The sequence below is a fragment of the Methanosphaera sp. DEW79 genome (assembly GCF_003266085.1).
GTDB lineage: Archaea > Methanobacteriota > Methanobacteria > Methanobacteriales > Methanobacteriaceae > Methanosphaera > Methanosphaera stadtmanae.
This window is the reverse complement of the sequence record NZ_MUZW01000070.1, coordinates 14,502-35,279: the sequence shown is the minus strand read 5'-3', so window position 1 is coordinate 35,279 and position 20,778 is coordinate 14,502. Positions and strand designations below refer to the sequence as shown.

Genomic DNA, 20,778 nt, shown 5'->3' with positions numbered 1-20,778 from the left:
TTATTATTAAGTATATTAACTACTTTTATATTATTTAATATATGTAAACTAATTAATACAAATTATGTAATTGGGAGATTATTTTTATAAGTATATTACAGTTTCTATTATAAATATTTATTTACACGATTTTGTATTATTTCCACTATTTTATCATCTGCACCTAATGGTTCAAGATATATTATTTCTCCATCAAATTCAACAACATCACTTGTTGATACGTTAGATACTGGATAGTTTTCAATGGGTTGTGGATTAAGTCCAAGTGCTGTTGGTATATCTAGTTTTGTATGAATTCCATGTGCTAAAAATATTGGAAGAGCAATAACTTTTTTCACATCTTTTTCTTTGAGTTTATTAAATGCTTCTGGAATTGAAGGTTTACTTAATTGCATAAATCCTGTTTCTATAGGATAATCTCCTGAATTTTCAATGTATTTTTCTGCAATAGTTTTAATAACTTCATTATTATATGGAAGATTACTTCCATGTCCTATTAATAGTATTCCAGTATCTTGAGAATCTTTTTCTAGTTTTGAATTGATTTTATTGGAAATTATTTCCACTATTTTATCATCTGCACCTAATGGTTCAAGATATATTATTTCTCCATCAAAGTCCACAGGTTCTGATTTTGCTTCTCTATGATGATGGTGATGACTATGATTATGTTCATGTTGGTGCATGTGTAGTTTTTCTAGGTCTACTTCTGGTTCTAATCCAAGTATTGTTGGTATATCTACTTTTGTATGCATTCCATGTGCTAAAAATACGGGATTTACTATTATCTTATTAACTCCTGTTTCTTTAAGTTTGTTAAATGCTGTTGGTATGTTTGGTTCTACTAATTCCATGAATCCTATTTCTATGTTGTAGTCTGGCATTATTTCTTGGTATTTTTCTCTTATCTTTTTTATTATATTTTTATTATATGGAATTCTACTACCGTGTCCTACTAATAATATTCCTGTATCTTTATTTGTCATATTTATCATCTATAAAATGTATTACTTTTAAATATATTTTTTAATAATCCTATGTAGTTTAATACTATTAAAGGTATTTAATACATTTATAGCTTATTTAGAGTAAAAAGTATTACTTTTATTTAAAGTAAGAAGTATTTAATTTAATATATTTTTAAGTAATAATAATTAATTTAATAAAATAAATTTTAATAGAATTTTTTATTTTATAGGTTAATCTAGGGGAAAAACTTACTTTTATTTGATAAATAATCATATTTATTTAATTTTTCTTTACATTTTGTTTTAATAAATAGTATTATATGTGTAGAAAATATATTATTTACATAGAAATTATTTTGAAGGAATTTGTATGGATAGAATAGTTCATTATTCAATAAGAGATATATTATCAGTTGATGATAATTTATCAATAGACCTTAGAATTACAACAATTGGTTTTCCAGTGGATGAAACACTTGAATATCAAAGTTCTGGAAAATGGTTTGAAGATATATCAACTATAAGTAGAACTTATATTGGTACAGATAAAGAAGAACATTGGGAACATTTCCAGTCTAGACTGTTATCCTTTCTTGATGATGGTAATATGCGCGTGATTATGGATATTATGGGACAATTAGATGAATATTCATCTGAAAAATATAAACTTGGCGTGGTTGTAAATTCAGTTGAAATAATAGATTAATTATTTCAGCAGAAACTTATTTTTTTATTAATTTTATACAATGTTTAAAATTATAATAACTTTTATAAATTATCAATTTATATATAACATATATTGTAATACATTTTTAATATATTATTTATAATAATTATGAAACTATTAAATGATAATAAGGGATATATAACTGGTATTCTCATTATGGTCATGATAATACCTATTATGTTTCTTTTAATAACAATAATTGAACAAGAAAATCACTATATTAATAAAACAGTAGAAAATATTCAGGATAATAAATTAACCATTGTAACTAATGATTTTCAAAGGGAAATACCTCTATTAACAAGAAAATCAATGAATAATCTAACATTATCTGTAATTATAAATAGAAAACCATTAGTGAATGCTACCGAAGAACTTATAACAGATATAAATTACAAATTAAAAGAAAAAGAAGTATTTTATGAAAAAAATATGGGTTGTATAATATCATGTAATGTTACAGATATTAAAACATCAAAGACAAATCCATTTCAATTAGAAGTATCATATAAAATTGATTCTAAATTTAGAGAAGATAGTAACATAAGTCAAGGTAAGAAGATTTATGTTGAATTAGTAGATGATGAATATCCAGTATATGATCCATTTGCCATATTAAAAGCAGATACTACTCTTTCAAATGATATTGTTTATTATAATCAAATAACTCAATTAGAAAATAGTGGAGTATATGATAATGCAATATCTGGTTGTGTTATAAAGCCTTGTCCATATACAAATTATGAAGAACATGGAAATAACAATACAACAATTCTTAATTGTATTAATAATCATTATTATCATGAAAGTCATGATGGTTTATGTATATTTTGTAGATTAGAAAATAAAACATCTTGTCTAGATTATGGTATTGAAACATTTGTAATACCAACAGGAATTGTAGAAAAAGCACCAGTATCTATAGATCATGTTTTATTAAACGATACAGAAGGACAGTATATGGGACAAGTACATATATTAGATAATAATACGATATTATACTTGGATAATGGTCATAAAAATAAGTATGGGTTATGAATTCAAAAGGACAATTAATAATAACAGAATTAATATTGTATATTATAATTATAGTAATTTGTATTTCTATGATACTTTACATATTTAATACAATTAATAATAATCAAGTAATGATATTGGATAATAGAATGACAAATCAAATTCTTGAGGATACAATGGATACTCTTATTATGAGTGAGGGAACTCCAAGTAATTGGGATAATCTTTCAGATAAAGATATAAAAACAATTGGTCTTAGAAAAAATAGTTTATCTTATCAAATAAGTTATAATAAGTTATCTAAACTTAAAAATAATACTGATTTAATCGATGATTTTTTTCCAAAAGGTTTGTCTTATTCATTAATAGTATATCCTAAAAATAATCCTAAAAATCAAGAATATATTGCGGGTGAATATAGCTTAGAGAATAGAAATAATATTTATTCGAAGGAAGTTCCTATAATAATTGATTATGGCTATGATATTTACACTATTAAAAGTCATAAGTATATGAATTATTGTCCATATAATCATAATAATTCAAGTAGTATTTGGCAATGTAAACCTTTTTCAATTAATAGAACATCAATGTATAATGGAATATTTTATATGGTCTCAAATAATGAAACTAATTACATATTATCAAATACATACAATCAACAAGTAAATAACACAGTATCTAATAAAAAGAATATAAATCAAGAGGTTGAATCTTTACTTAATTCAGAAAGTGATACAATATACATTCATATAAATACAAATACAACATCATATTTAGTTTATGATGAAAATAATCTGGAAAAATACTTAGATTCTATATATGATCCTGAAATATACATATTAAAATTAAGTATTTCTAATTAATAATCTAGTGGAAATATCATATTTCCACATTAAACTTTCTTTTAAATATTAAAAAAGAGATATACTAGTATAAGAGATTATGAAAACTATAAATGATTATATAAAACTAGATTTGTATAAAATAGATTATAAACAAGTACTAAATAATTATTCAATTTTAATAATAGGTTTATTTATAATGTCATTTGGTGTAGCATTATCAGTAAGATCTAATCTTGGTACTACTCCAATTTCATGTATACCTTATGTGTTAAGTTTTAAATTTCCATTATCACTGGGAACAATCACTATTCTTTTTAATACATTACTTATTATAATTCAAATATTGATTCTTAGATCAAAATTTCCAAAAATTCAATTATTACAAATAATTGTGAATTTTATTTTTGGCTATTTTATAGATTTCTCATTATATTTAACAATAAATATAATACCAACATCTTATGTGATGCAATGGTTTATTTGTTTTATAAGCTGTATTATAATAGCATTAGGAGTTTTTTTTGAAGTTAATTCTCATGCAATAGTTCTTCCAGGAGAAGGAGTATCATTAGCTATTCATTCAGTTACACATACTGATTTTGGAAAACTTAAAACATATTTTGACACAACAAACGTGATTTTAGGAGTTATCATGTCATTAATTTTCTTTGGTACATTTAAGGGAGTGGGTCTTGGAACTATATTTGCAGGTGTTGTTGTTGGTTGTATTGTAAGATTTTATAGGAAACTATTTCTTTTATTAACAAATAAACATCAATAAATCTTCTTTATATTCTTTTTTAACTATTTTTTTTAATATTATCTTTACTTGTAAATCATCATATTTAATCATGTTCTTTTATTCTTAAATATTTTATAAATTTTGAGGTTTTCAACAATTTTTTTTAATTAAATGAGGAATTTCCCCATATTTATTATAATAATTGGGAAATACACCAAATTATATATAGTTTTATTTAGAAAAATATAATCTAGATAAAAAGATACCATAAAAAAAGTGGATGATTTTCAATGGATGAAAATGATAAAAAGATTTTAACAGAACTAATATCTAATTCGAGAATGCCCATATCAAAAATATCTTCAAAAACAGGAATACCTGACTCAACAGTATCAAATAGAATTAAAAAATTAGAAAATAACAATATAATAGAACAATACACGACAATAATCAATCCAGAAGCCATAGGAATAAAAGTTATTGCAATGATAATTATTCAAACAGAAACAGAAAAACATGAAAATGTAGAAATAGAATTACCAAAACTAGACAAAGTATCACAAGTATACAGTATTTCTGGAGAATATGATATTTTAATAAAAGTATGGGCACATACACTAGAAGAATTAAATGATATAGTTAATTCAGAAATTAGAACAATAGATGGAATAGAAGAATTACGAGAATTAATAGTAATGGAAAAATTAAAAGAAGAACCTCTAAAAGTAGATTTGGATGGATAAATATCGTAACATAGTAAAATGAGGGTAGAACAATGTATCTTACAGAATTATTAAATAAAAAAGTTTTTGACCTTAATAATGAGGATTATGGGAAAGTTAAAGATATAATTATATCTTCTGACAGAACATATCCTCTCATAGAAGCAATAAAAATAAGAGCTAATGGAGAAAATTATTTTATACCCTCATCGAACATAGAAAAAATCACTAAGACAAAAATAAAATTAAATAAACCATTAGAAGACATAAAACAATATCCAAAACAAGATTCAACAATTAAATTATCAAGAGATATACTTGATAGACAAGTAGTGGACATGGAAGGAAGTAAAATAAGACGAGTAAATGATGTGGAAATATCATGTAAGAGGGGAAACTACTATATAATAGGTGTAGATATTGGAATAAATGGTCTATTTAGAAGATTGGGGCTTGGAAATATCTCAAAAAAATTCTATAAAGAAGATAATATAATTTCATGGAATGATATAGATTCATTGGATTTTACAAATTTAAAACTTAAAGTTTCCAAGAAAAAATTAACAAGATTACATCCAGCAGACATAGCAGATATTGTGGATAACTTAGGAATATCAGATTCAATGAGTATTTTAAATTCATTAGATGATGAATCAGCTGCAGATGCATTTGAAGAAATATCTCCCGAAAAACAGAAGACAATTCTTACAGAAATGGAAAAACGCGAAGCAGCAGATTTAATTGATGAAATGTCACCAGATGATGCAGCAGACCTATTAGCATCAATATCTGATGAGAAAAAAGAAGAAATTCTTCAATTAATGGATCCTGAAGAATCAAGAGAATTAAGGGAATTACTAAGATATCCAGAAAATACTGCTGGAGGTATAATGACAACTGAATATGCATCAGTAAAAGGAAATATAACTACAAAAGAAGTAATGGATGAATTGAGAAGAATAGCAGATGATGTGGAAACTTTATACTATATCTATGTATTATCTGATGATGAAACATTAAAGGGAATTTTAACAATAAGAGAATTACTTTTAAATGATGATAATACTCCAATATATGATTATATGAAACATGAATTCATATCTGTTGATGTACATGAAGAAGAGGATGAAGTAGCTAAAATAGTTGCTAAATATAACTTAATAGCACTTCCAGTTGTTGATGAATCCAATAAGATGAAAGGAATAATTACAGTAGATGATGCAATAGATATTATACTACCTACAGCATGGAAAAAGAGAATTCCAAAAATGTTTAGATAAAATATGAGGTAAGATATAATGACATTTTCAGACTTTGTAAAACATAAATTAAAAAATTATCCAACTCTTGCTTCTATATTTATATTTATATCAGTATTAGGACCGGGATTAATAACAGCAATGGTAGATAATGATAGTGGAGGAATATTAACATACAGTTTAGCAGGAGCACAGTATGGATATAATCTCATCTGGACATTTATACCAATGATATTCTCATTAATAGTAGCCCAGGAAATGGGTGTTAGAATGGGAATAATTTCAGGTAAGGGACTTGCAAGTTTAATACGTGAAAAAGTAGGGGTAAAAATAACCATATTTATAATGATAGGATTGTTAATAGCAAATATGGGAAATACACTAGCAGAATTCTCAGGTATAGTGGTATCCTCAGAAATATTTGGTATACCATCATATATATCGGTAATATTGGCTGCAATAATAATATGGTTACTTGTAATAAAGGGAAATTATAAAAATGTTGAAAAAATATTCATAATATTCTCATTAGTATATATTTCATATATAGTAGCAGGATTAATGGCACATCCCGACTGGTCACTAGTAGCAAGTTCCGTAGTACCAAAGGTACAGCTAGATACGCCATATATTACAATGGTTGTAGGACTTATTGGTACAACAATAGCTCCATGGATGCAATTCTATCTACAATCATCAGTTGTAGAAAAAGGAGTAAGTAAGGATGAACTTAAGTATTCAAGGGCAGAATCAATACTTGGACCAATATTTACTGGAGTAGTAGCATTATTTATATTAATAGCATGTGCAGCAACAATACATGTTGTAGGAACACCTGTTAGTGATGTAAAAGATATAGCAACTGCATTAATTCCTGTTGCAGGTGAATATGCTGGAATATTATTTGGATTAGGATTTCTCAATGCATCATTATTTAGTGCAATTATTCTTCCATTATCCACAGCATACTATGTATGTGAAAGTTTAGGATTTGAAACAGGAATTTCAAAAAGCTTTAAAGAAGCACCAATGTTCCATGGATTATATGCTGGTATGATATTTGTATGTGCAATAATTATATTAATACCAAATATACCTTTAATGCAAATATTACTCTTTTCACAGGTACTAAATGGTATACTTCTCCCATTTATATTGGTATTGATGCTAATGATAATAAATGATAAAAGAATAATGGGGGAGTATGTAAACTCTAAATGGTATAATATAGTAGCATGGATAATTACAGTTATAATAACTATACTTGTAATTATATTGGTAATAACAAGTTTCATGTAATAGAAACTTCTTATTTTTTTCTATTTTTTTAAATATTGTTTATTTTTATCTTAAATAAAAAAAGAAGTATATGTATTTATTACATATTATAAATCTACCCTTCTGGTGTAGTTGGTTGTTGTGTATTCTTTATTTTTAGAAATCAACACATAAGGTCGTAGTTGCTCTAATTGATAATCTTTTAAATTTAGTTTTTCTCCTAAATCATACATTGATTTAACATAATTTCCATTTTCACGATATTGGATAAGTTTTTTAGCAGAAATTATAGTTATTCCAGGTAACTTTTTAATATCATCAATTCCTGCAGTATTAATATCTATTTTTTTAATGTTTTTGTTCTTTCTATTAACTTCATTTGGTCTAATATTTTCATTATTTATATTATTGAAGTCATCAGCTGGGTTATGTTTATTGTTTTGGTTTTTATTTCTGTTATTGTTTCTGTTATTGTTTTGGTTTTCTGTGTTGTTATAGGTATGTTCATCTTTATTTTCAGGAGGTTTAAAACATAGATATAAAATATAAAAACCAATGATAAAAAATAAAATAACACTTCCTGCAGGCCACAAAGCTCCAACAATAGAGATTAAAAATATAAGTGCTACACATCCAATACACGCATCATTGTCTGACAATTGAATCTCCTTCTTTTAAATTAAAAACTTTCAATATCTTTTTATTAATTTCTAAAATGATATAAGTTAAAATATATTTCTTTTATTCTACTTTTATACTTATTCATTAATAAAAATTACTTTTATCTAATAAATAGAGTATATAATGTTTTTTTACTTTCTTATCTATTTTAAATAATTCTAATATTCTCATAGTAGTTTTAGATTATCTTTTATCAAAAAGTAATAGAATAAATTTATTAATTTAAAAAGAAATATAATAATAAGAATTTAATAACATGGTGGAATTATGTCTAAAAAATTAATTATTAAGATTCGTAAAGATGGCGTAGTTGAAGCTGAAACAAAAGGAATTAAAGGTCAAAAATGTGAGGATTATTTAAAAATTATAGAGGAATTAACTGATTCTAAAGTAGTTAAAAAAGAGTACACTCCAGAATACTATGAAAAAGAAATGAATACTCAGAATAAAGAATTCTTAAATAAAAATTATTAAATTCAGCTGATTTTATGAGTTTACATCTACAATCAGTTCCACGTTCATTGGGAAGTAGTGATCTTGATAAAATTGATGCGGCTGTTGATATAACAGAATTAGGCGATAAGGTAAATGGTGTTAGTTTCAAAGTTAAAACAAATGTTGATAACTTAGCAGGAATGGATGTAGTGTTTGATAACCCCAATAATTTTTTTGGTTTTAAAAATAAACAAAAACTAATGGAATTTAGAAATAAAGGGGAAATGTTATTTTATACACAGGGTGGTCAGAAAGTTGAAATTCTTTTTACAGGAAACTTCCCTAGAGAAGATACAATTAATTTTGTCAATGCAATATGTGCGGAATATACAAAAATTACAGGAGCTCCTATATTAAAAATTGATTCTTCAGAAAAAATAGAAGAAAAGAAAAAAGAACTTCCTAAATTTAAAATTTCTACTATTATGACTAATTCTTATGTAATAGAATCTATAATGAGAAGTAGTTTTTTAGGATTTGCTTCTCAAGAGGATTTAATGAAATTTAAAGGTAATGGTAAAATATTACTTAACAAAACAACTGAAGGAACATATGACATAATGTTTGTAGGAGATTTTAATAGAAAAGAAGCTAAGAGTTATGTTCAAAACTTAACTGATGAATATAAGGAAGCTATTCAAGAAATAACATATAATAAAGTTATGGATAAAATCAAAAAAGAAAAATATGTGGTAGAATCAGAAGTAGTTGATAACAACAATTCTATAATATTAACTTTAAACATTGATTAATATTATTACTTCTCATACTAACTAAAAAAGGGCAAGAAAATGAATAATTTTGAGAAAGAAACATGTGATTTATTAAGGGCTCGATTTCCATATATTCACATAACAACTTATGAGGAAACTAGATTAATAAAGGAATTAACAAGAATTGTATCTACACCAGATTTAATTAATAGTGTAAGAAAGGTATATGTATGGAAATCCTCTGAGGGATTTAAAGACTCAAATGGGATGATACAGGAGGATACTTATGAGAAAATACAAGCATTGAATTTTGTTAGAAAATGTGAAGAAGATGCTTTATTTATATTCTTGGATTTCCATGTTTTCTGTAAAAATACTTCAGGTAACTTTGATGATACTGTTGTAAGATTTCTTAAAGATCTTATTCCTAACTTAAAACAAGCAAGAAATTTTAGAAATGTTATCTTTGTGTCACCAACATTCACATTACCTGATGATTTAAAAAAGGATATTACAGTTTTAGATTTTGATTTGCCAACATCAGATGAGATAGCATCTGTTCTTGATGGAATAATAAGGGATAATAGTGGTGGAAATTTAAAAGTAAATCTAAATCCAAAAGAAAAAGAAGAATTAGTTAAAGCAGCTGTAGGTTTAACATTACAAGAAGCTGAAAACGCATTTGCAAGAGCTATGGTTAATGACGGATGTTTAAATTCTGAGGATGTGGATATTGTTTTAAAGGAAAAAAGTCAAGTTATTAAAAAAAGTGATATTCTAGAATACATAGATTCAAAAGTAAAAATAGAAGATGTTGGTGGACTAGAAAATCTAAAGAAATGGTTATCAAAACGTGATAAATCATGGTTAGATTCAGCAAAAAAATATGGACTTCCTTCACCCAAAGGGGTGTTATTAACAGGTGTTCCTGGTTGTGGAAAGAGTTTAATAGCTAAATCTATAAGTTCAATGTGGCACTTACCTCTACTTAGATTTGATGTTTCAAAAGTATTTAACATGTATGTTGGAAATAGTGAATCAAATATGCGTGAAGCAATAAAAATGGCTGAAGCAATCTCACCATGTGTTCTCTGGATTGATGAAATAGAAAAGGGTTTTAGTGGACTTGGTGGTAGTGGAGATAGTGGTACAACAAGTCGTATATTTGGAACATTTCTTAGTTGGATGCAGGAAAAAACAAAACCAGTTTTTGTTGTAGCAACAGCAAACAATATAGATAGCCTACCTTCAGAAATGATGCGTAAAGGTAGATTTGATGAAATATTTTTTATTGATTTACCAACATTTAATGAAAGAAAACAGATATTTAAAGTACATTTAGAGTCTAGATTAACTTATCCTGAAGTAAGGGGAGATTTTGAAATTAATGATGAAACATTAAAACATCTTTCTAATATTACTGAAGGATTTGGTGGATCTGAATTGGAACAAATTGTTGTCATGGGATTATATGATGCATTTTCTGAAGATCGTAGCATAACATTAAATGACTTTGAAAATGCTGTTAAAAATACAGTACCTTTAAGTGTAACACAAGCAGAACAAATAATAAGTATACGTAATTGGGCTAATGTAAGAGCAGTAGCAGCAACAGCACAAGAAGATAGAATGGAGTATACACAAACATCAACAGATTCTAATAATCCAAAACCAGAAATTCCAACTCCTGATGATGAAATTAGTGATTCTAGAGGTGGAAGAACATTAGATTTCTAGTAATATCTCGGAGGTTATAGTGATTTTATGTTTTTAAGAGTAAATACTATTATTGAAAATACTATGGTGGAAGGACCGGGAAATAGAACTTCTATATTTGTACAAGGATGTTTAAAACATTGTATTGGATGTAATTCTCCCCAAACATGGGATTTAGATGGGGGTATTTTGTATGATGTTAAGAAGTTAGCTAAGAATATACTTAAAAATAAGGATATTGAAGGTGTTACATTTTCTGGTGGAGAACCATTTCTACAATCAAAGGCGTTAGGTGAATTAGCAGTAATATTACATGATAATGGTCTTTCTATTGTTACTTTTACAGGATATACTTATGATATTATTAGAAAAATTAATTGTAGCAATTGGAATAAGTTATTATCACAAACTGATATTTTAATATCTGGTTTTTTTAATCAAGATAAAATCACGTATAAAAAACCTTGGATTGGATCATTAAATCAGAAATATCATTTTTTAACAGATAAATACAGTTATTTAGAGAATAATTTAGATTCTATAGAAAATAAGATTGAAATTAGATTAAATAAAGATGGTTCTTTTGTTGTAAATGGTATGGGTAATAATAAAGAAATTAGAAAACTCTTTGAAAATATGATGTAGGTGTTATTATGAATAATTTTTGTCCAGAATGTGGAAGTGAACGTATTGAAAATTCAAAGTATTGTATAAATTGTGGATATAAATTTCCAGTAGAAAATAATCAATATTCAAATGAAGATAATTTTGAGCCAAATTATGATGTAGATTATAACAACAATTATAATGAAAATAACAACAATTTTAACTATAATGGAGATAATTCCCATGTGGATGATAATAGTATTTGTCCACATTGTAGTAGTCAACTGAATACTTACACAAAAACAGGCTTTATCTGGAGGAACTTATCATAATTGTCCAAATTGTGGTCTTGAATTTCGTGAAGATAATACTAATTTAACCCTTACAAATGCACATGAAGGTACAAGAGCTAGAAACAAGTATTTATATAAGAGTTTTACAATAGGTGAATGGCAAAATATATTCTCTGATAATTTATCAAATAGTGAAATAAATGAGATATATGAATATAAAAACAATGGTTTTTCATCTATAGATTGTCCATTATGTCATAATAGGCTTAATATTTATGAAAAAGATGGATTATTCTCAGATTCTATAATATTGATGTGTAATACTTGTAAAACATCATTTAAACAAGAAAATAATCTATATAAATTTATTAACACAGCTATTACCAATACTCCTTTATGGAATTATTATAATCAACCGTTAACAATGGAAGAGTGGGATAGGATTACAGAAGGTGGACTGTCAAATGGAGAAATAGAACAAGCACAAAGAGAAGAATTAGCAAGAATACGTGATAGTGATATTCAAGTATTTATGGATACTTTAAGTACTGATAATCCCATGTTACCACAAATTAATTCAGTAGACTTATTATTAAAGAAAAATGAACATCCAATACTTGAATTGGAAAATATAACTTTGCAAGAGCCTCGTGCTGTAAGGGTTAGTAGGGGAGGATATGGTGGAACATCAATTAGAATTGCAAAGGGAATTACTCTCCATACTGGTGGTACAAGAGGTAGAAGTGAATCACATGATGAGATAAGAAATATTGATAATGGAAAACTCTTAATTACAAATAAAAGAATCATGTTTTTAGGTTCTAATAGAACAACTAATATAGATATAAATAAGATAGTTTCAATTGAAGATTATCTTGATGGAATTAAAATTCAAAGATCAAATAAACAAAAACCTGAATACTTTATTGGCGTAGATAATAATTCTATTACAATAAATATTGAAGGTAGACAACATAATGTTCTATTTAATGGTGAAATGATACGAGAAATAATTATTGGTAGATTAAATTAGTACGTGGTGATATTATTGTTTTATAATTGTCCTTTCTGTGGAAATAATCTAAATATGGATGAAGGTGGTATTTGTTCAAACTGTAATAATGAACTTGTTGTTATAAACAACAAGATTTATATAAAAAATCTCTATGAATCACTATATGCTATGAATGATTCAATTAACACAACAATGGAGGATGCTCAAACTACAAAGGAAGAAATAGAATTTTACTTAAATCATCCCTCTAGAATTTTCATGCTATCAAAATCGGAAAAACAAAAGATATTAAATGATATTAGTACTCAAAAAAAAGCTTTAGTTAATTTCACAGATTCATTATACGATATTGTAAATGATCCTATTCAAGTACAAGCTTTAAAATCAATGGATGATATTTTTGGTGATATGGAGACAAAATTAAACGATGCATTACTCATGGCTAGAGAACAGATGGTTATTACAACTCAATATGAATCATTAGTAAAGTCTGATGATTATAAAAATACCAATGCTGAATTTGAAGTAAGGGAATATCATGAAATTATAGATAACTTCTATAATGGTTTACTTGAAGAGGATATTGATGATTTTGAGGAAAGTAAACATGAATTAGATTGTAATCCACAATTACAAGATACATTTTTGAATAATGTTCTTGATACAGAAAAAGAATTAACATCAACTAAGGAAATTTTATTAAATGAGTTTACTACAGAAAAATTATACTATTTAAAACAGTATGATGATGTATGTGGGGATATTGAAGAAAAACTTCAAAGAACATACTCTAAAATGGATGAAATACTTGAAGTAATAGACAGAATTAAAACATATATAAATTCTCTTAAAAATAAAGAAGAAGTGGAAGATTCTAATTTATCACTAAATAATGGTAGAGTTCTTGATTTATAGAATTCTTTTAGCACTGATTAATGTAATATCTTCAAAAAATTGATGATATTTTTCTGTGATTTTAGCATTAAATCCATTGTTATTTAGATAATTTAATGTTTTTTCATTATCACTAAGGGATGATTGTACTAATTGAATTGTTCCATCTTCCTTTAAATATTTTGGTGCTTCTTCTAAAAAAGCATCAATAACTTTTCTTCCATCTACACCACCATCCCATGCTTTACTATAATCATCATCAACATCATGTTCTTCTTCTGTCACTGGAAGATATGGTGTGTTAAATAGTATTAAATCGTATTTATCATCTATTTTTTCAAATAAATTGCTTTCTATTACTTCAATGTTCTTTCTATTGTTTAATTTAATATTTTCTTTTGTACATTTAATAGCATGTGGATTAATATCAATAGATGTTACTTTTTCTGCATTTAATGATGCAGCAATACTAACAATTCCACATCCACAACCTACTTCTAGAACAGAATCGTTATTTTTAACAATAAGATTATCAATTAATAAAAAAGTGTCCTCTGCTGGAGGATATACTTCATCACATTCATTATACTTAATATTTTCATATTTCATAGATTTCCCTCTAATATTAATGATATTTCTTTTATTTGAGTTGGAGTTAGTTTAAATACTTTTTCTTCAAATAAGTCATTAGTAACATTACTTAATTTTTGTTTTAATACCTTTTTATCAACACCTAATTCATGTGCTGATTGAATTAATGCTTTTTTTGCTTTTTTATTTCTATGTTGGAATAAGGCTCGTATTGTATTATCTAATAGTTTATCAATTGGTTTGTTATTTTTAGGTATTAATTCTATTACTGCACTTTTAATTTTAGGTTTTGGTATGAATGCTTCAGGAGGTAAAGTATCTATAATTTTTGTATCTGCTCTATAGGATAGGGCAACTGATAATCTAGAATATTCATGCGTATCTGGTTTTGCCTGCATTCTTTTTGCAAATTCTAGTTGATACATTAAAATAGCTTTTTTAAAGGGATATTCTAGTAATTTGAATGTCACTGGTGAAGATATCTGGTATGGTAGATTTGAAACTACTTTGTCAAACTTTGGAAAGTCTACTTTTAGAGCATCATCTTTGATTATTTCTATGTTTGTTAGTTTTTCTTTTATGATTTGTTGTTTTAGTATGTCAACTATAACAGGATCCTTTTCTATGGCTATTACTTTTTTAGCTTTTTTAGCCATAGGAAGTGTTAGTGTTCCAATTCCAGCACCAATTTCAAGAATTGTTTCATTATCTTGAATATCTGCATTTTCTAGAATTATGTTAAGTTTATTATCATCAATTAGATAGTTTTGACTCTTATTTGTATCTAGTTTAATATTATATTTTTCTAGTATCTCTTTTGTATTTGACATAGTTTTATTGTCCTATTAATGGTTTTTAGATTAACTAGTAATTAATTAAAATAAGTTTATTTGTTTGGTGGTTATTGAAAGAATAAAGTAGGGGAAGGTTTATCGATATTGATCCAATAAATCTAAAATGTTTTTTAATGCATCTGTTTCGAAAGTTCCTCTTTCTTTTGCAAAGATTAATCTAAGATCATCAAGATCTTCAGGCATTAAGTCCACTACTTTTACAGCTTGCACAGGTGTAAGATACTCTTCTAATTTAGTTCTTAATTCTTTAGCATCATCAGCATCTAATAGTGCAAATTTATTGACATAGTCAATAGTGAGATTCTGTTCATATGTAAATTGGTGGCCATCGATTTCGTTATTTTCATCCACTTTTTCTTCTACTTTTTTCATTAGAATTTCTTTTGCTTCAGATATTGTAATAGGTTTTGTATCAATGACTTTTTTTCCAATCATCATAATCACTCTTGTAATTTAAGATGTTCTGGTCTTATAATTAATTCTTTTGCTTTGTTTCCATCTTTAATAGCAACAAGATAAGCTTTTCCTTTTTGTCCAACTACTTCTCCAGTTTTTCCATGGAATCTTGGATGTGGTTGTCCTCTGTGGATACTTGAATCTACTATTATATGTACTTTGTTTCCTACTTCAAATACTTGTATTTTTCTGGATATTGGATTAGCTCGTTTAGGTCTGATGCTTCTTTTAAGTTTATATCTTGATCGACTTTTAAATCCTTTTGATTTTCTCATCTATATCATCTCAATTATGTTTAGAATTTAATTTATTTTTTGTGATTTAAATTTAATCACTTTTATAGGTTTAATTATAAGTCTTAGGTTTGACTTTAGCTATATTAGTATAACTAATTATGTTAAGTAAATACTTAAATTCTAATTATCCGTTAATGAGTTATTATCTATGATTTCTTCAGAGCTAGAAAGAAATTATTTTTTACATTATAAACATAGTTCTTTTATATAATTCTTAAAATATTTTTTCTTAGCAATGATTCTATAAGATTATAGGTTTTTTTATAGAATTTCATTAATATAAATTAGAATAATATTCTATGTTTTAATATTGTGTAATATTTATTTATTTTATAGTTTATAAGTATAACTATTGTTTATATAGAAATTGAATTATATCTTTATTATTCTGGGATGTGTACTTTTAAAACATCTAATTGTGTACATTCTGCTTGATTATTGGTTATACTTGATACACTTGGTTTTGTACGATTATTATCTCCAGATATAAGTTCTTTGATATATAATCCACCTTGACATTTAATTATAAGATGTAATTTTTTACTATTTATCCGTTCAACTTCAATATTTTTAATTTCTCTTGTTCTTATTAAATCAGCACGTCTATGTTCTACGCGTATTGGAGTTCTTTGATCTATGGTTTTTAATTTTTCAATGTTATAGATATCCTTACTTGTAACTCCATTTTCAAATTCAGCTATTGCAGAGTATATTTTGTAACTTTCAACAGAACTATTTTTTATACTTGCTTTTCTTTCTTTAGTAACGTATTTTAAGTCATTTATTTCTATTTTTCCATCACTATGACTATTTACAAGAACTCTAAGAAATTTTAAATCGATTTTTCTTTTAAAGGGATGTTTTACTTCAATTACAAAAGGTCTACCTTCACCTAACATTCTAACATCAATATCTTCTCTTCCAGATCCATGGAATTTTGTCGTGTTTCCATTTGTCATTGGAAGTATCTCTCTTGATATTAGGTCTTCAACAGTATCTTTATATTGTTGTCCTGTATAATCACAAGCTTCACATCCTTTTCCTTTACAATGTGTACATGGCCATTTTGTTTGTGGAATTCCACGTACTAACTTACGATATTTACCTTCAATAAATATTGGGTTAGAATCAATAAAAATATTAACATTACTTATTTCTGGGTATGGATTGTGTTTATATGGTTTTTTTCTTATTTTTACCATTATCACAACTTCAGGATTTTTATAATCATAGGTTTTACCTAATTTTTCTTCAATTAAACGACTTATATCCCGTCTTATTTGGTGCTTTATGTCATTATTTCCATGATAATTTGTTATTTTGTAAATTTCTTTTTGATTTTTAGTAATTGTCTGATTATTTATTTGTGTTGCTATTAAAAAAGTGTCAAATTCAATTTTTAACATCTTTATTTTTTTTAGAATAAGTTTAAATATTTTATCTTCATTTAAAAGTAGATTGTTACAAATACTACATTTTTGAGTATTATTAATCAATGGTATTATTGAATTGTCTCTATCTTTTGGATTTCTATATATTCTAGATAGACATTTAGGACATAAAGCATAGTTTTGTGTTTGTCTTGTATTATATTCTTTTTCTGTCATTTAATACTCCTATAATTCTATGTTATATTATACTATATTATTATTAAATTCTTATATATCTAATTAAATAAATTATTATTAAAAAGTTAATGGTTATGCAGATGTTATTTAAAGAGAATAAAATCAGTGATTTAACAGGGAATATTAAGGAACTTCTACATGAGAGTAGATTCTTTAGCAAATGCTATCTATATAAAAATTCCTTATCAAATCAGCATACACAGAATAAAAATCAGGTAATAAATGCTCAAAAAATAACTCATATTAAATCATTAGATAAATTATTTAAGAAAATTAGGGAATTTACTCACATTCATGAACCTAATAAAGTAATAAAGGATATAGAAGTAAAACCATACAAAAAATATGATGATAATGCTCCAAAAATATCTATTTTTATTTTCAATAATAATACTTCCCATTTAAAACAATTATTTAACTCAATTATAAAACATACAGACTATCCCAATTATGAATTGATTCTCATTAATAATGGAATAGAAAGCACTTTAATGGAATCTTTAAAGTCAATATCTAGAAATATACCATTAAAAATATATAATCAAAAAAATCAGAACTTTTCAAACATTTATTCACAAATTATGAAATATGTATTTGGAGATTATGTTCTATTTTTAAATAGTTCAGTAAATGTGGTGGATGGATGGCTTAATCATCTATTAGATACAGCAACCTCTCATGATGATGTAGGGGCTGTAGGTTCAAGAATAGTATATTCTAAGGAAGTATCAAACAATCAACTATATATTAAAAACGATGGTACGAGTTTTAAGGAAATTAATACTCAAATAGTGCCTTATGATATTAATGATAAAAAACCATATGTTCCTAGTAAAACAAGTACTAAACCAGTACCGGCATTATCACATATGTTACTTGTTGAGAAATCTAAATTTAATGAAGTAGGTGGTTTTAGTTTAGAATATGATAATGGTTTTGAAATAGAGGATTTATGTCTAAAATTATATGAGAAGGGCTATGTAAATTACTGTAATACAGATTCAATACTGTTCTATTCTGTGGATGAATCTGAAAAATCACCTATACAGGATTTATTAGATAAAAGAGAGGAAAAAAATAGAACATTTTTCGTAAAAAAATGGAATACCTTTCTAAAAAAAGAATTATTCATAGATAAAATCAATAAAAATAATATATTCACGGATAAACCATTAAAAATTGCATTTGTAGTATCAGAAAAGGGTAAACATGCAAATATAGCTGATTATTTTATTGGTATGGGTTTGGCTAGAAGTCTTAATAATATGGGATATGAAACTGAATTTCTATCTGAAAAAATTGATGATATTTATAATATAAATGAAGATATTGATGTTTTAATATCATTCTTAAATAGGTATGATATTGATAAAATTAAGACAAAAAATTCTCTTCTAATAAAAATTGCATGGGTAATTAATTGGTTTGAATGGTGGGTTAATAAATCCTATTTTGAATCATATGATATTGTTCTTGTCTCAAATACTGAAGGAATTAAATATATTGAAAAAAATACTGGATATAAACCAATACTATTTCCAAAGGCAACAGACACATCTATGTATAATTCAAAAGTGGAAAGTGTAAAAAAATATGAATGTGATTATTGTTTTGCTGGTAATTATTGGGATGATAGAGAAAGAGATCTAGTAAATTCTCTTGTTCCAGAGGATATTCCATATGACTTTAATTTATATGGTAACTGGTGGGATAAAACCAAACTTAAATCATTCTATAAGAAGAGAATATCCTATATGAACATGCCAAAGGTATATGCATCTACAAAAATAGTACTTGATGATGCAACAGACTTTACAGACACATCATCATCTATTAATACAAGAGTATTTGATGCTTTAGCTGTAGGTGTACTTGTAATAAGTAATGGAAAAGAGGGTATACGGGAATTTTTTGGAGATAAATTGCCAATATATGATTCAAAGGAATCACTTGAGGAATTATTGGACTTTTATATATCAAATCCAGATAGAAGAAAAGCAAAAGTAGAACAACTTCAATCAATGGTATTAAAACATCATACATATGATATACGTGCTAATAAACTTGTTGAAATTCTTTTAGATTATGTTAAATCCACAAAGATTCTAATAAAAATACCAGTAACTGAGGAATATGATAAAAGAATATGGGGTGATTACCATTTTGCCATCCACTTACAACATGAATTTAATAAAAAAGGATATTATTGTAAATTACAGAAAAAAATTAACTGGGATTCAGTTAGTGATGGATTGTATGATGTTGTAATTCTACTTAGGGGATTATATGAATATGTTCCTAAAATAATACATTATAATATCATGTGGAACATATCTCATCCTGATTTGGTAAGTGTTGGTGAGTATGATTCATATAATCAGGTTTATGTTGCATCAAAATACTGGACAAATGCACTTAAGAATGTTCTTAAAACAGATGTTGAAGAATTATTACAATGTACTGACACAACACTATTTCATAGACAATATACACCAGAATATGATACTCAATTATTGTTTGTAGGTAATTCAAGAAATGTATATAGAAAAGTACTTCATGATTTATTACCAACAGAATATGACCTGAATGTGTATGGTGATGGTTGGAATGGAATTGTTGATGATAAATACATTATAGCGGAACATATTCCAAATAAACAGTTATATAAAGCATATTCATCTACAAAAGTTGTATTAAATGATCATTGGAAGGATATGCGTGAAAAGGGATTTATATCCAACAGAATATTTGATGCTGTAGCTTGTGGAACTGTTGTTTTGTCAGATAATATATATGGTATTAGGGATATTTTCCCAGAAAATGCTGTTGTATTGTATGATGGTGAAAAAGACATTAATAATAAGATAGAAGAAGCTTTAAAGATAGGTCCTATTAATCCAAGTCTTGTAAAAGAGCATACATTTAAGAAACGTGTTGATAAAATTATTGATGATTATGAAAAAAAGTGTGGTAAATAAA

The 20,778-nt window shown here is 26.1% G+C and carries 23 protein-coding genes; 15 read left to right on the top strand and 8 right to left on the bottom strand.

Annotation, left to right across the window (positions count from 1 at the left end; genetic code table 11):
• Positions 1–107 precede the first annotated feature (107 nt).
• The gene (gene cfbA, locus BZ132_RS07565) at positions 108–986 is read right to left on the bottom strand and encodes a sirohydrochlorin nickelochelatase (RefSeq protein ID WP_232048223.1); all 879 of its coding nucleotides are present in this window, start codon (positions 984–986) and stop codon (positions 108–110) included.
• Between the two features lie 352 nt (positions 987–1,338).
• On the opposite strand from cfbA, the gene BZ132_RS07560 reads away from it, so the two are divergent.
• The 7 genes from BZ132_RS07560 (at position 1,339) to BZ132_RS07530 (ending at position 7,582) form a co-directional block, all read left to right on the top strand.
• Positions 1,339–1,674, top strand: coding sequence for a hypothetical protein (locus BZ132_RS07560; protein ID WP_011407126.1), 336 nt, complete (start codon positions 1,339–1,341; stop codon positions 1,672–1,674).
• 177 nt (positions 1,675–1,851) lie between these two features.
• Positions 1,852–2,733, top strand: a complete 882-nt coding sequence (locus tag BZ132_RS07555) for a hypothetical protein (protein ID WP_220084919.1) — start codon at positions 1,852–1,854, stop codon at positions 2,731–2,733.
• Complete coding sequence (locus BZ132_RS07550) at positions 2,730–3,578, top strand: hypothetical protein (RefSeq protein WP_048059784.1); 849 nt, start codon at positions 2,730–2,732, stop codon at positions 3,576–3,578. The genes BZ132_RS07555 and BZ132_RS07550 overlap by 4 nt, the downstream gene beginning before the upstream one ends.
• A 79-nt stretch (positions 3,579–3,657) precedes the next feature.
• Positions 3,658–4,341, top strand: coding sequence for a YitT family protein (locus BZ132_RS07545; protein WP_286940709.1), 684 nt, complete (start codon positions 3,658–3,660; stop codon positions 4,339–4,341).
• A gap of 251 nt (positions 4,342–4,592) precedes the next feature.
• The gene (locus BZ132_RS07540; RefSeq protein ID WP_011407122.1) at positions 4,593–5,045 is read left to right on the top strand and encodes an Lrp/AsnC family transcriptional regulator; all 453 of its coding nucleotides are present in this window, start codon (positions 4,593–4,595) and stop codon (positions 5,043–5,045) included.
• A 32-nt stretch (positions 5,046–5,077) separates the two neighbouring features.
• Positions 5,078–6,304 carry a magnesium transporter MgtE N-terminal domain-containing protein gene (locus tag BZ132_RS07535; protein WP_011407121.1) on the top strand — a complete coding sequence of 409 codons (1,227 nt, stop codon included), beginning with the start codon at positions 5,078–5,080 and terminating at the stop codon, positions 6,302–6,304.
• Between the two features lie 18 nt (positions 6,305–6,322).
• Entirely contained in the window at positions 6,323–7,582 is a 1,260-nt protein-coding gene (locus BZ132_RS07530) for an Nramp family divalent metal transporter (protein ID WP_011407120.1), read from the top strand.
• Positions 7,583–7,668: 86 nt separating this feature from the next.
• On the opposite strand, the gene BZ132_RS07525 is transcribed toward BZ132_RS07530, so the two are convergent.
• Positions 7,669–8,220, bottom strand: a complete 552-nt coding sequence (locus tag BZ132_RS07525; protein WP_286940708.1) for a helix-hairpin-helix domain-containing protein — start codon at positions 8,218–8,220, stop codon at positions 7,669–7,671.
• A gap of 289 nt (positions 8,221–8,509) precedes the next feature.
• Between BZ132_RS07525 and BZ132_RS07520 the strand changes: the two genes are divergently transcribed.
• From BZ132_RS07520 to BZ132_RS07500, 5 genes are read left to right on the top strand one after another with little or no spacing between them, the layout of a single operon-like run.
• Positions 8,510–8,716 carry a DUF2997 domain-containing protein gene (locus BZ132_RS07520; RefSeq protein WP_011407118.1) on the top strand — a complete coding sequence of 69 codons (207 nt, stop codon included), beginning with the start codon at positions 8,510–8,512 and terminating at the stop codon, positions 8,714–8,716.
• Between the two features lie 14 nt (positions 8,717–8,730).
• Positions 8,731–9,489, top strand: coding sequence for a hypothetical protein (locus BZ132_RS07515; RefSeq protein ID WP_112149783.1), 759 nt, complete (start codon positions 8,731–8,733; stop codon positions 9,487–9,489).
• 39 nt (positions 9,490–9,528) lie between these two features.
• Complete coding sequence (locus BZ132_RS07510) at positions 9,529–11,187, top strand: AAA family ATPase (RefSeq protein ID WP_011407116.1); 1,659 nt, start codon at positions 9,529–9,531, stop codon at positions 11,185–11,187.
• 27 nt (positions 11,188–11,214) lie between these two features.
• Positions 11,215–11,811, top strand: a complete 597-nt coding sequence (locus BZ132_RS07505) for a 4Fe-4S single cluster domain-containing protein (RefSeq protein ID WP_112149782.1) — start codon at positions 11,215–11,217, stop codon at positions 11,809–11,811.
• A gap of 8 nt (positions 11,812–11,819) precedes the next feature.
• A complete protein-coding gene (locus BZ132_RS07500) occupies positions 11,820–12,104 on the top strand; it encodes a zinc-ribbon domain-containing protein (RefSeq protein ID WP_011407114.1) in 285 nt (94 codons plus the stop codon).
• On the opposite strand, the gene BZ132_RS07495 is transcribed toward BZ132_RS07500, so the two are convergent.
• Complete coding sequence (locus BZ132_RS07495; RefSeq protein WP_143740854.1) at positions 12,099–12,290, bottom strand: hypothetical protein; 192 nt, start codon at positions 12,288–12,290, stop codon at positions 12,099–12,101. The two genes, BZ132_RS07500 and BZ132_RS07495, sit on opposite strands and share 6 nt — an antisense overlap.
• Before the next feature lie 85 nt (positions 12,291–12,375).
• On the opposite strand from BZ132_RS07495, the gene BZ132_RS07490 reads away from it, so the two are divergent.
• Both BZ132_RS07490 and BZ132_RS07485 read left to right on the top strand, forming a co-directional pair.
• Complete coding sequence (locus BZ132_RS07490; RefSeq protein WP_220084918.1) at positions 12,376–13,098, top strand: hypothetical protein; 723 nt, start codon at positions 12,376–12,378, stop codon at positions 13,096–13,098.
• A 15-nt stretch (positions 13,099–13,113) separates the two neighbouring features.
• On the top strand, positions 13,114–13,995 hold the full coding sequence (locus BZ132_RS07485; protein ID WP_048059781.1) for a hypothetical protein: 882 nt from the start codon (positions 13,114–13,116) through the stop codon (positions 13,993–13,995).
• Here BZ132_RS07485 and BZ132_RS07480 read toward each other — a convergent pair.
• The 5 genes from BZ132_RS07480 to BZ132_RS07460 all read right to left on the bottom strand — a co-directional run bounded on the left by BZ132_RS07480 (position 13,990) and on the right by BZ132_RS07460 (position 17,778).
• Entirely contained in the window at positions 13,990–14,583 is a 594-nt protein-coding gene (locus tag BZ132_RS07480; RefSeq protein WP_011407111.1) for a HemK2/MTQ2 family protein methyltransferase, read from the bottom strand. The genes BZ132_RS07485 and BZ132_RS07480 overlap by 6 nt on opposite strands.
• Positions 14,580–15,395: a 16S rRNA (adenine(1518)-N(6)/adenine(1519)-N(6))-dimethyltransferase RsmA gene (gene rsmA / locus BZ132_RS07475; protein WP_112149780.1), complete on the bottom strand. Its 816-nt coding sequence runs from the start codon at positions 15,393–15,395 to the stop codon at positions 14,580–14,582. Before rsmA ends, BZ132_RS07480 begins: the two co-directional genes overlap by 4 nt.
• Before the next feature lie 99 nt (positions 15,396–15,494).
• Positions 15,495–15,857 (bottom strand): RNA polymerase Rpb4 family protein, encoded by a 363-nt coding sequence (locus BZ132_RS07470; RefSeq protein WP_232048249.1) that lies wholly within the window; start codon positions 15,855–15,857, stop codon positions 15,495–15,497.
• A 2-nt stretch (positions 15,858–15,859) separates the two neighbouring features.
• Positions 15,860–16,150, bottom strand: coding sequence for a 50S ribosomal protein L21e (locus tag BZ132_RS07465; RefSeq protein WP_011407108.1), 291 nt, complete (start codon positions 16,148–16,150; stop codon positions 15,860–15,862).
• A 404-nt stretch (positions 16,151–16,554) separates the two neighbouring features.
• Complete coding sequence (locus BZ132_RS07460; protein WP_011407107.1) at positions 16,555–17,778, bottom strand: tRNA pseudouridine(54/55) synthase Pus10; 1,224 nt, start codon at positions 17,776–17,778, stop codon at positions 16,555–16,557.
• A gap of 95 nt (positions 17,779–17,873) precedes the next feature.
• Here BZ132_RS07460 and BZ132_RS07455 point away from each other — a divergent pair, with 95 nt between their 5' ends.
• Positions 17,874–20,777 carry a glycosyltransferase gene (locus tag BZ132_RS07455; RefSeq protein ID WP_181454870.1) on the top strand — a complete coding sequence of 968 codons (2,904 nt, stop codon included), beginning with the start codon at positions 17,874–17,876 and terminating at the stop codon, positions 20,775–20,777.
• Position 20,778: the final 1 nt, after the last annotated feature.

Coding starts and splice junctions, on each gene's coding strand:
- cfbA (WP_232048223.1), bottom strand. CDS start 986: ATGACAAATAAAGATACAGGAATATTATTAGTAGGACACGGTAGTAGA.
- BZ132_RS07560 (WP_011407126.1), top strand. CDS start 1,339: ATGGATAGAATAGTTCATTATTCAATAAGAGATATATTATCAGTTGAT.
- BZ132_RS07555 (WP_220084919.1), top strand. CDS start 1,852: ATGGTCATGATAATACCTATTATGTTTCTTTTAATAACAATAATTGAA.
- BZ132_RS07550 (WP_048059784.1), top strand. CDS start 2,730: ATGAATTCAAAAGGACAATTAATAATAACAGAATTAATATTGTATATT.
- BZ132_RS07545 (WP_286940709.1), top strand. CDS start 3,658: ATGAAAACTATAAATGATTATATAAAACTAGATTTGTATAAAATAGAT.
- BZ132_RS07540 (WP_011407122.1), top strand. CDS start 4,593: ATGGATGAAAATGATAAAAAGATTTTAACAGAACTAATATCTAATTCG.
- BZ132_RS07535 (WP_011407121.1), top strand. CDS start 5,078: ATGTATCTTACAGAATTATTAAATAAAAAAGTTTTTGACCTTAATAAT.
- BZ132_RS07530 (WP_011407120.1), top strand. CDS start 6,323: ATGACATTTTCAGACTTTGTAAAACATAAATTAAAAAATTATCCAACT.
- BZ132_RS07520 (WP_011407118.1), top strand. CDS start 8,510: ATGTCTAAAAAATTAATTATTAAGATTCGTAAAGATGGCGTAGTTGAA.
- BZ132_RS07515 (WP_112149783.1), top strand. CDS start 8,731: ATGAGTTTACATCTACAATCAGTTCCACGTTCATTGGGAAGTAGTGAT.
- BZ132_RS07510 (WP_011407116.1), top strand. CDS start 9,529: ATGAATAATTTTGAGAAAGAAACATGTGATTTATTAAGGGCTCGATTT.
- BZ132_RS07505 (WP_112149782.1), top strand. CDS start 11,215: ATGTTTTTAAGAGTAAATACTATTATTGAAAATACTATGGTGGAAGGA.
- BZ132_RS07500 (WP_011407114.1), top strand. CDS start 11,820: ATGAATAATTTTTGTCCAGAATGTGGAAGTGAACGTATTGAAAATTCA.
- BZ132_RS07480 (WP_011407111.1), bottom strand. CDS start 14,583: ATGAAATATGAAAATATTAAGTATAATGAATGTGATGAAGTATATCCT.
- rsmA (WP_112149780.1), bottom strand. CDS start 15,395: ATGTCAAATACAAAAGAGATACTAGAAAAATATAATATTAAACTAGAT.
- BZ132_RS07470 (WP_232048249.1), bottom strand. CDS start 15,857: ATGATGATTGGAAAAAAAGTCATTGATACAAAACCTATTACAATATCT.
- BZ132_RS07465 (WP_011407108.1), bottom strand. CDS start 16,150: ATGAGAAAATCAAAAGGATTTAAAAGTCGATCAAGATATAAACTTAAA.
- BZ132_RS07460 (WP_011407107.1), bottom strand. CDS start 17,778: ATGACAGAAAAAGAATATAATACAAGACAAACACAAAACTATGCTTTA.
- BZ132_RS07455 (WP_181454870.1), top strand. CDS start 17,874: ATGCAGATGTTATTTAAAGAGAATAAAATCAGTGATTTAACAGGGAAT.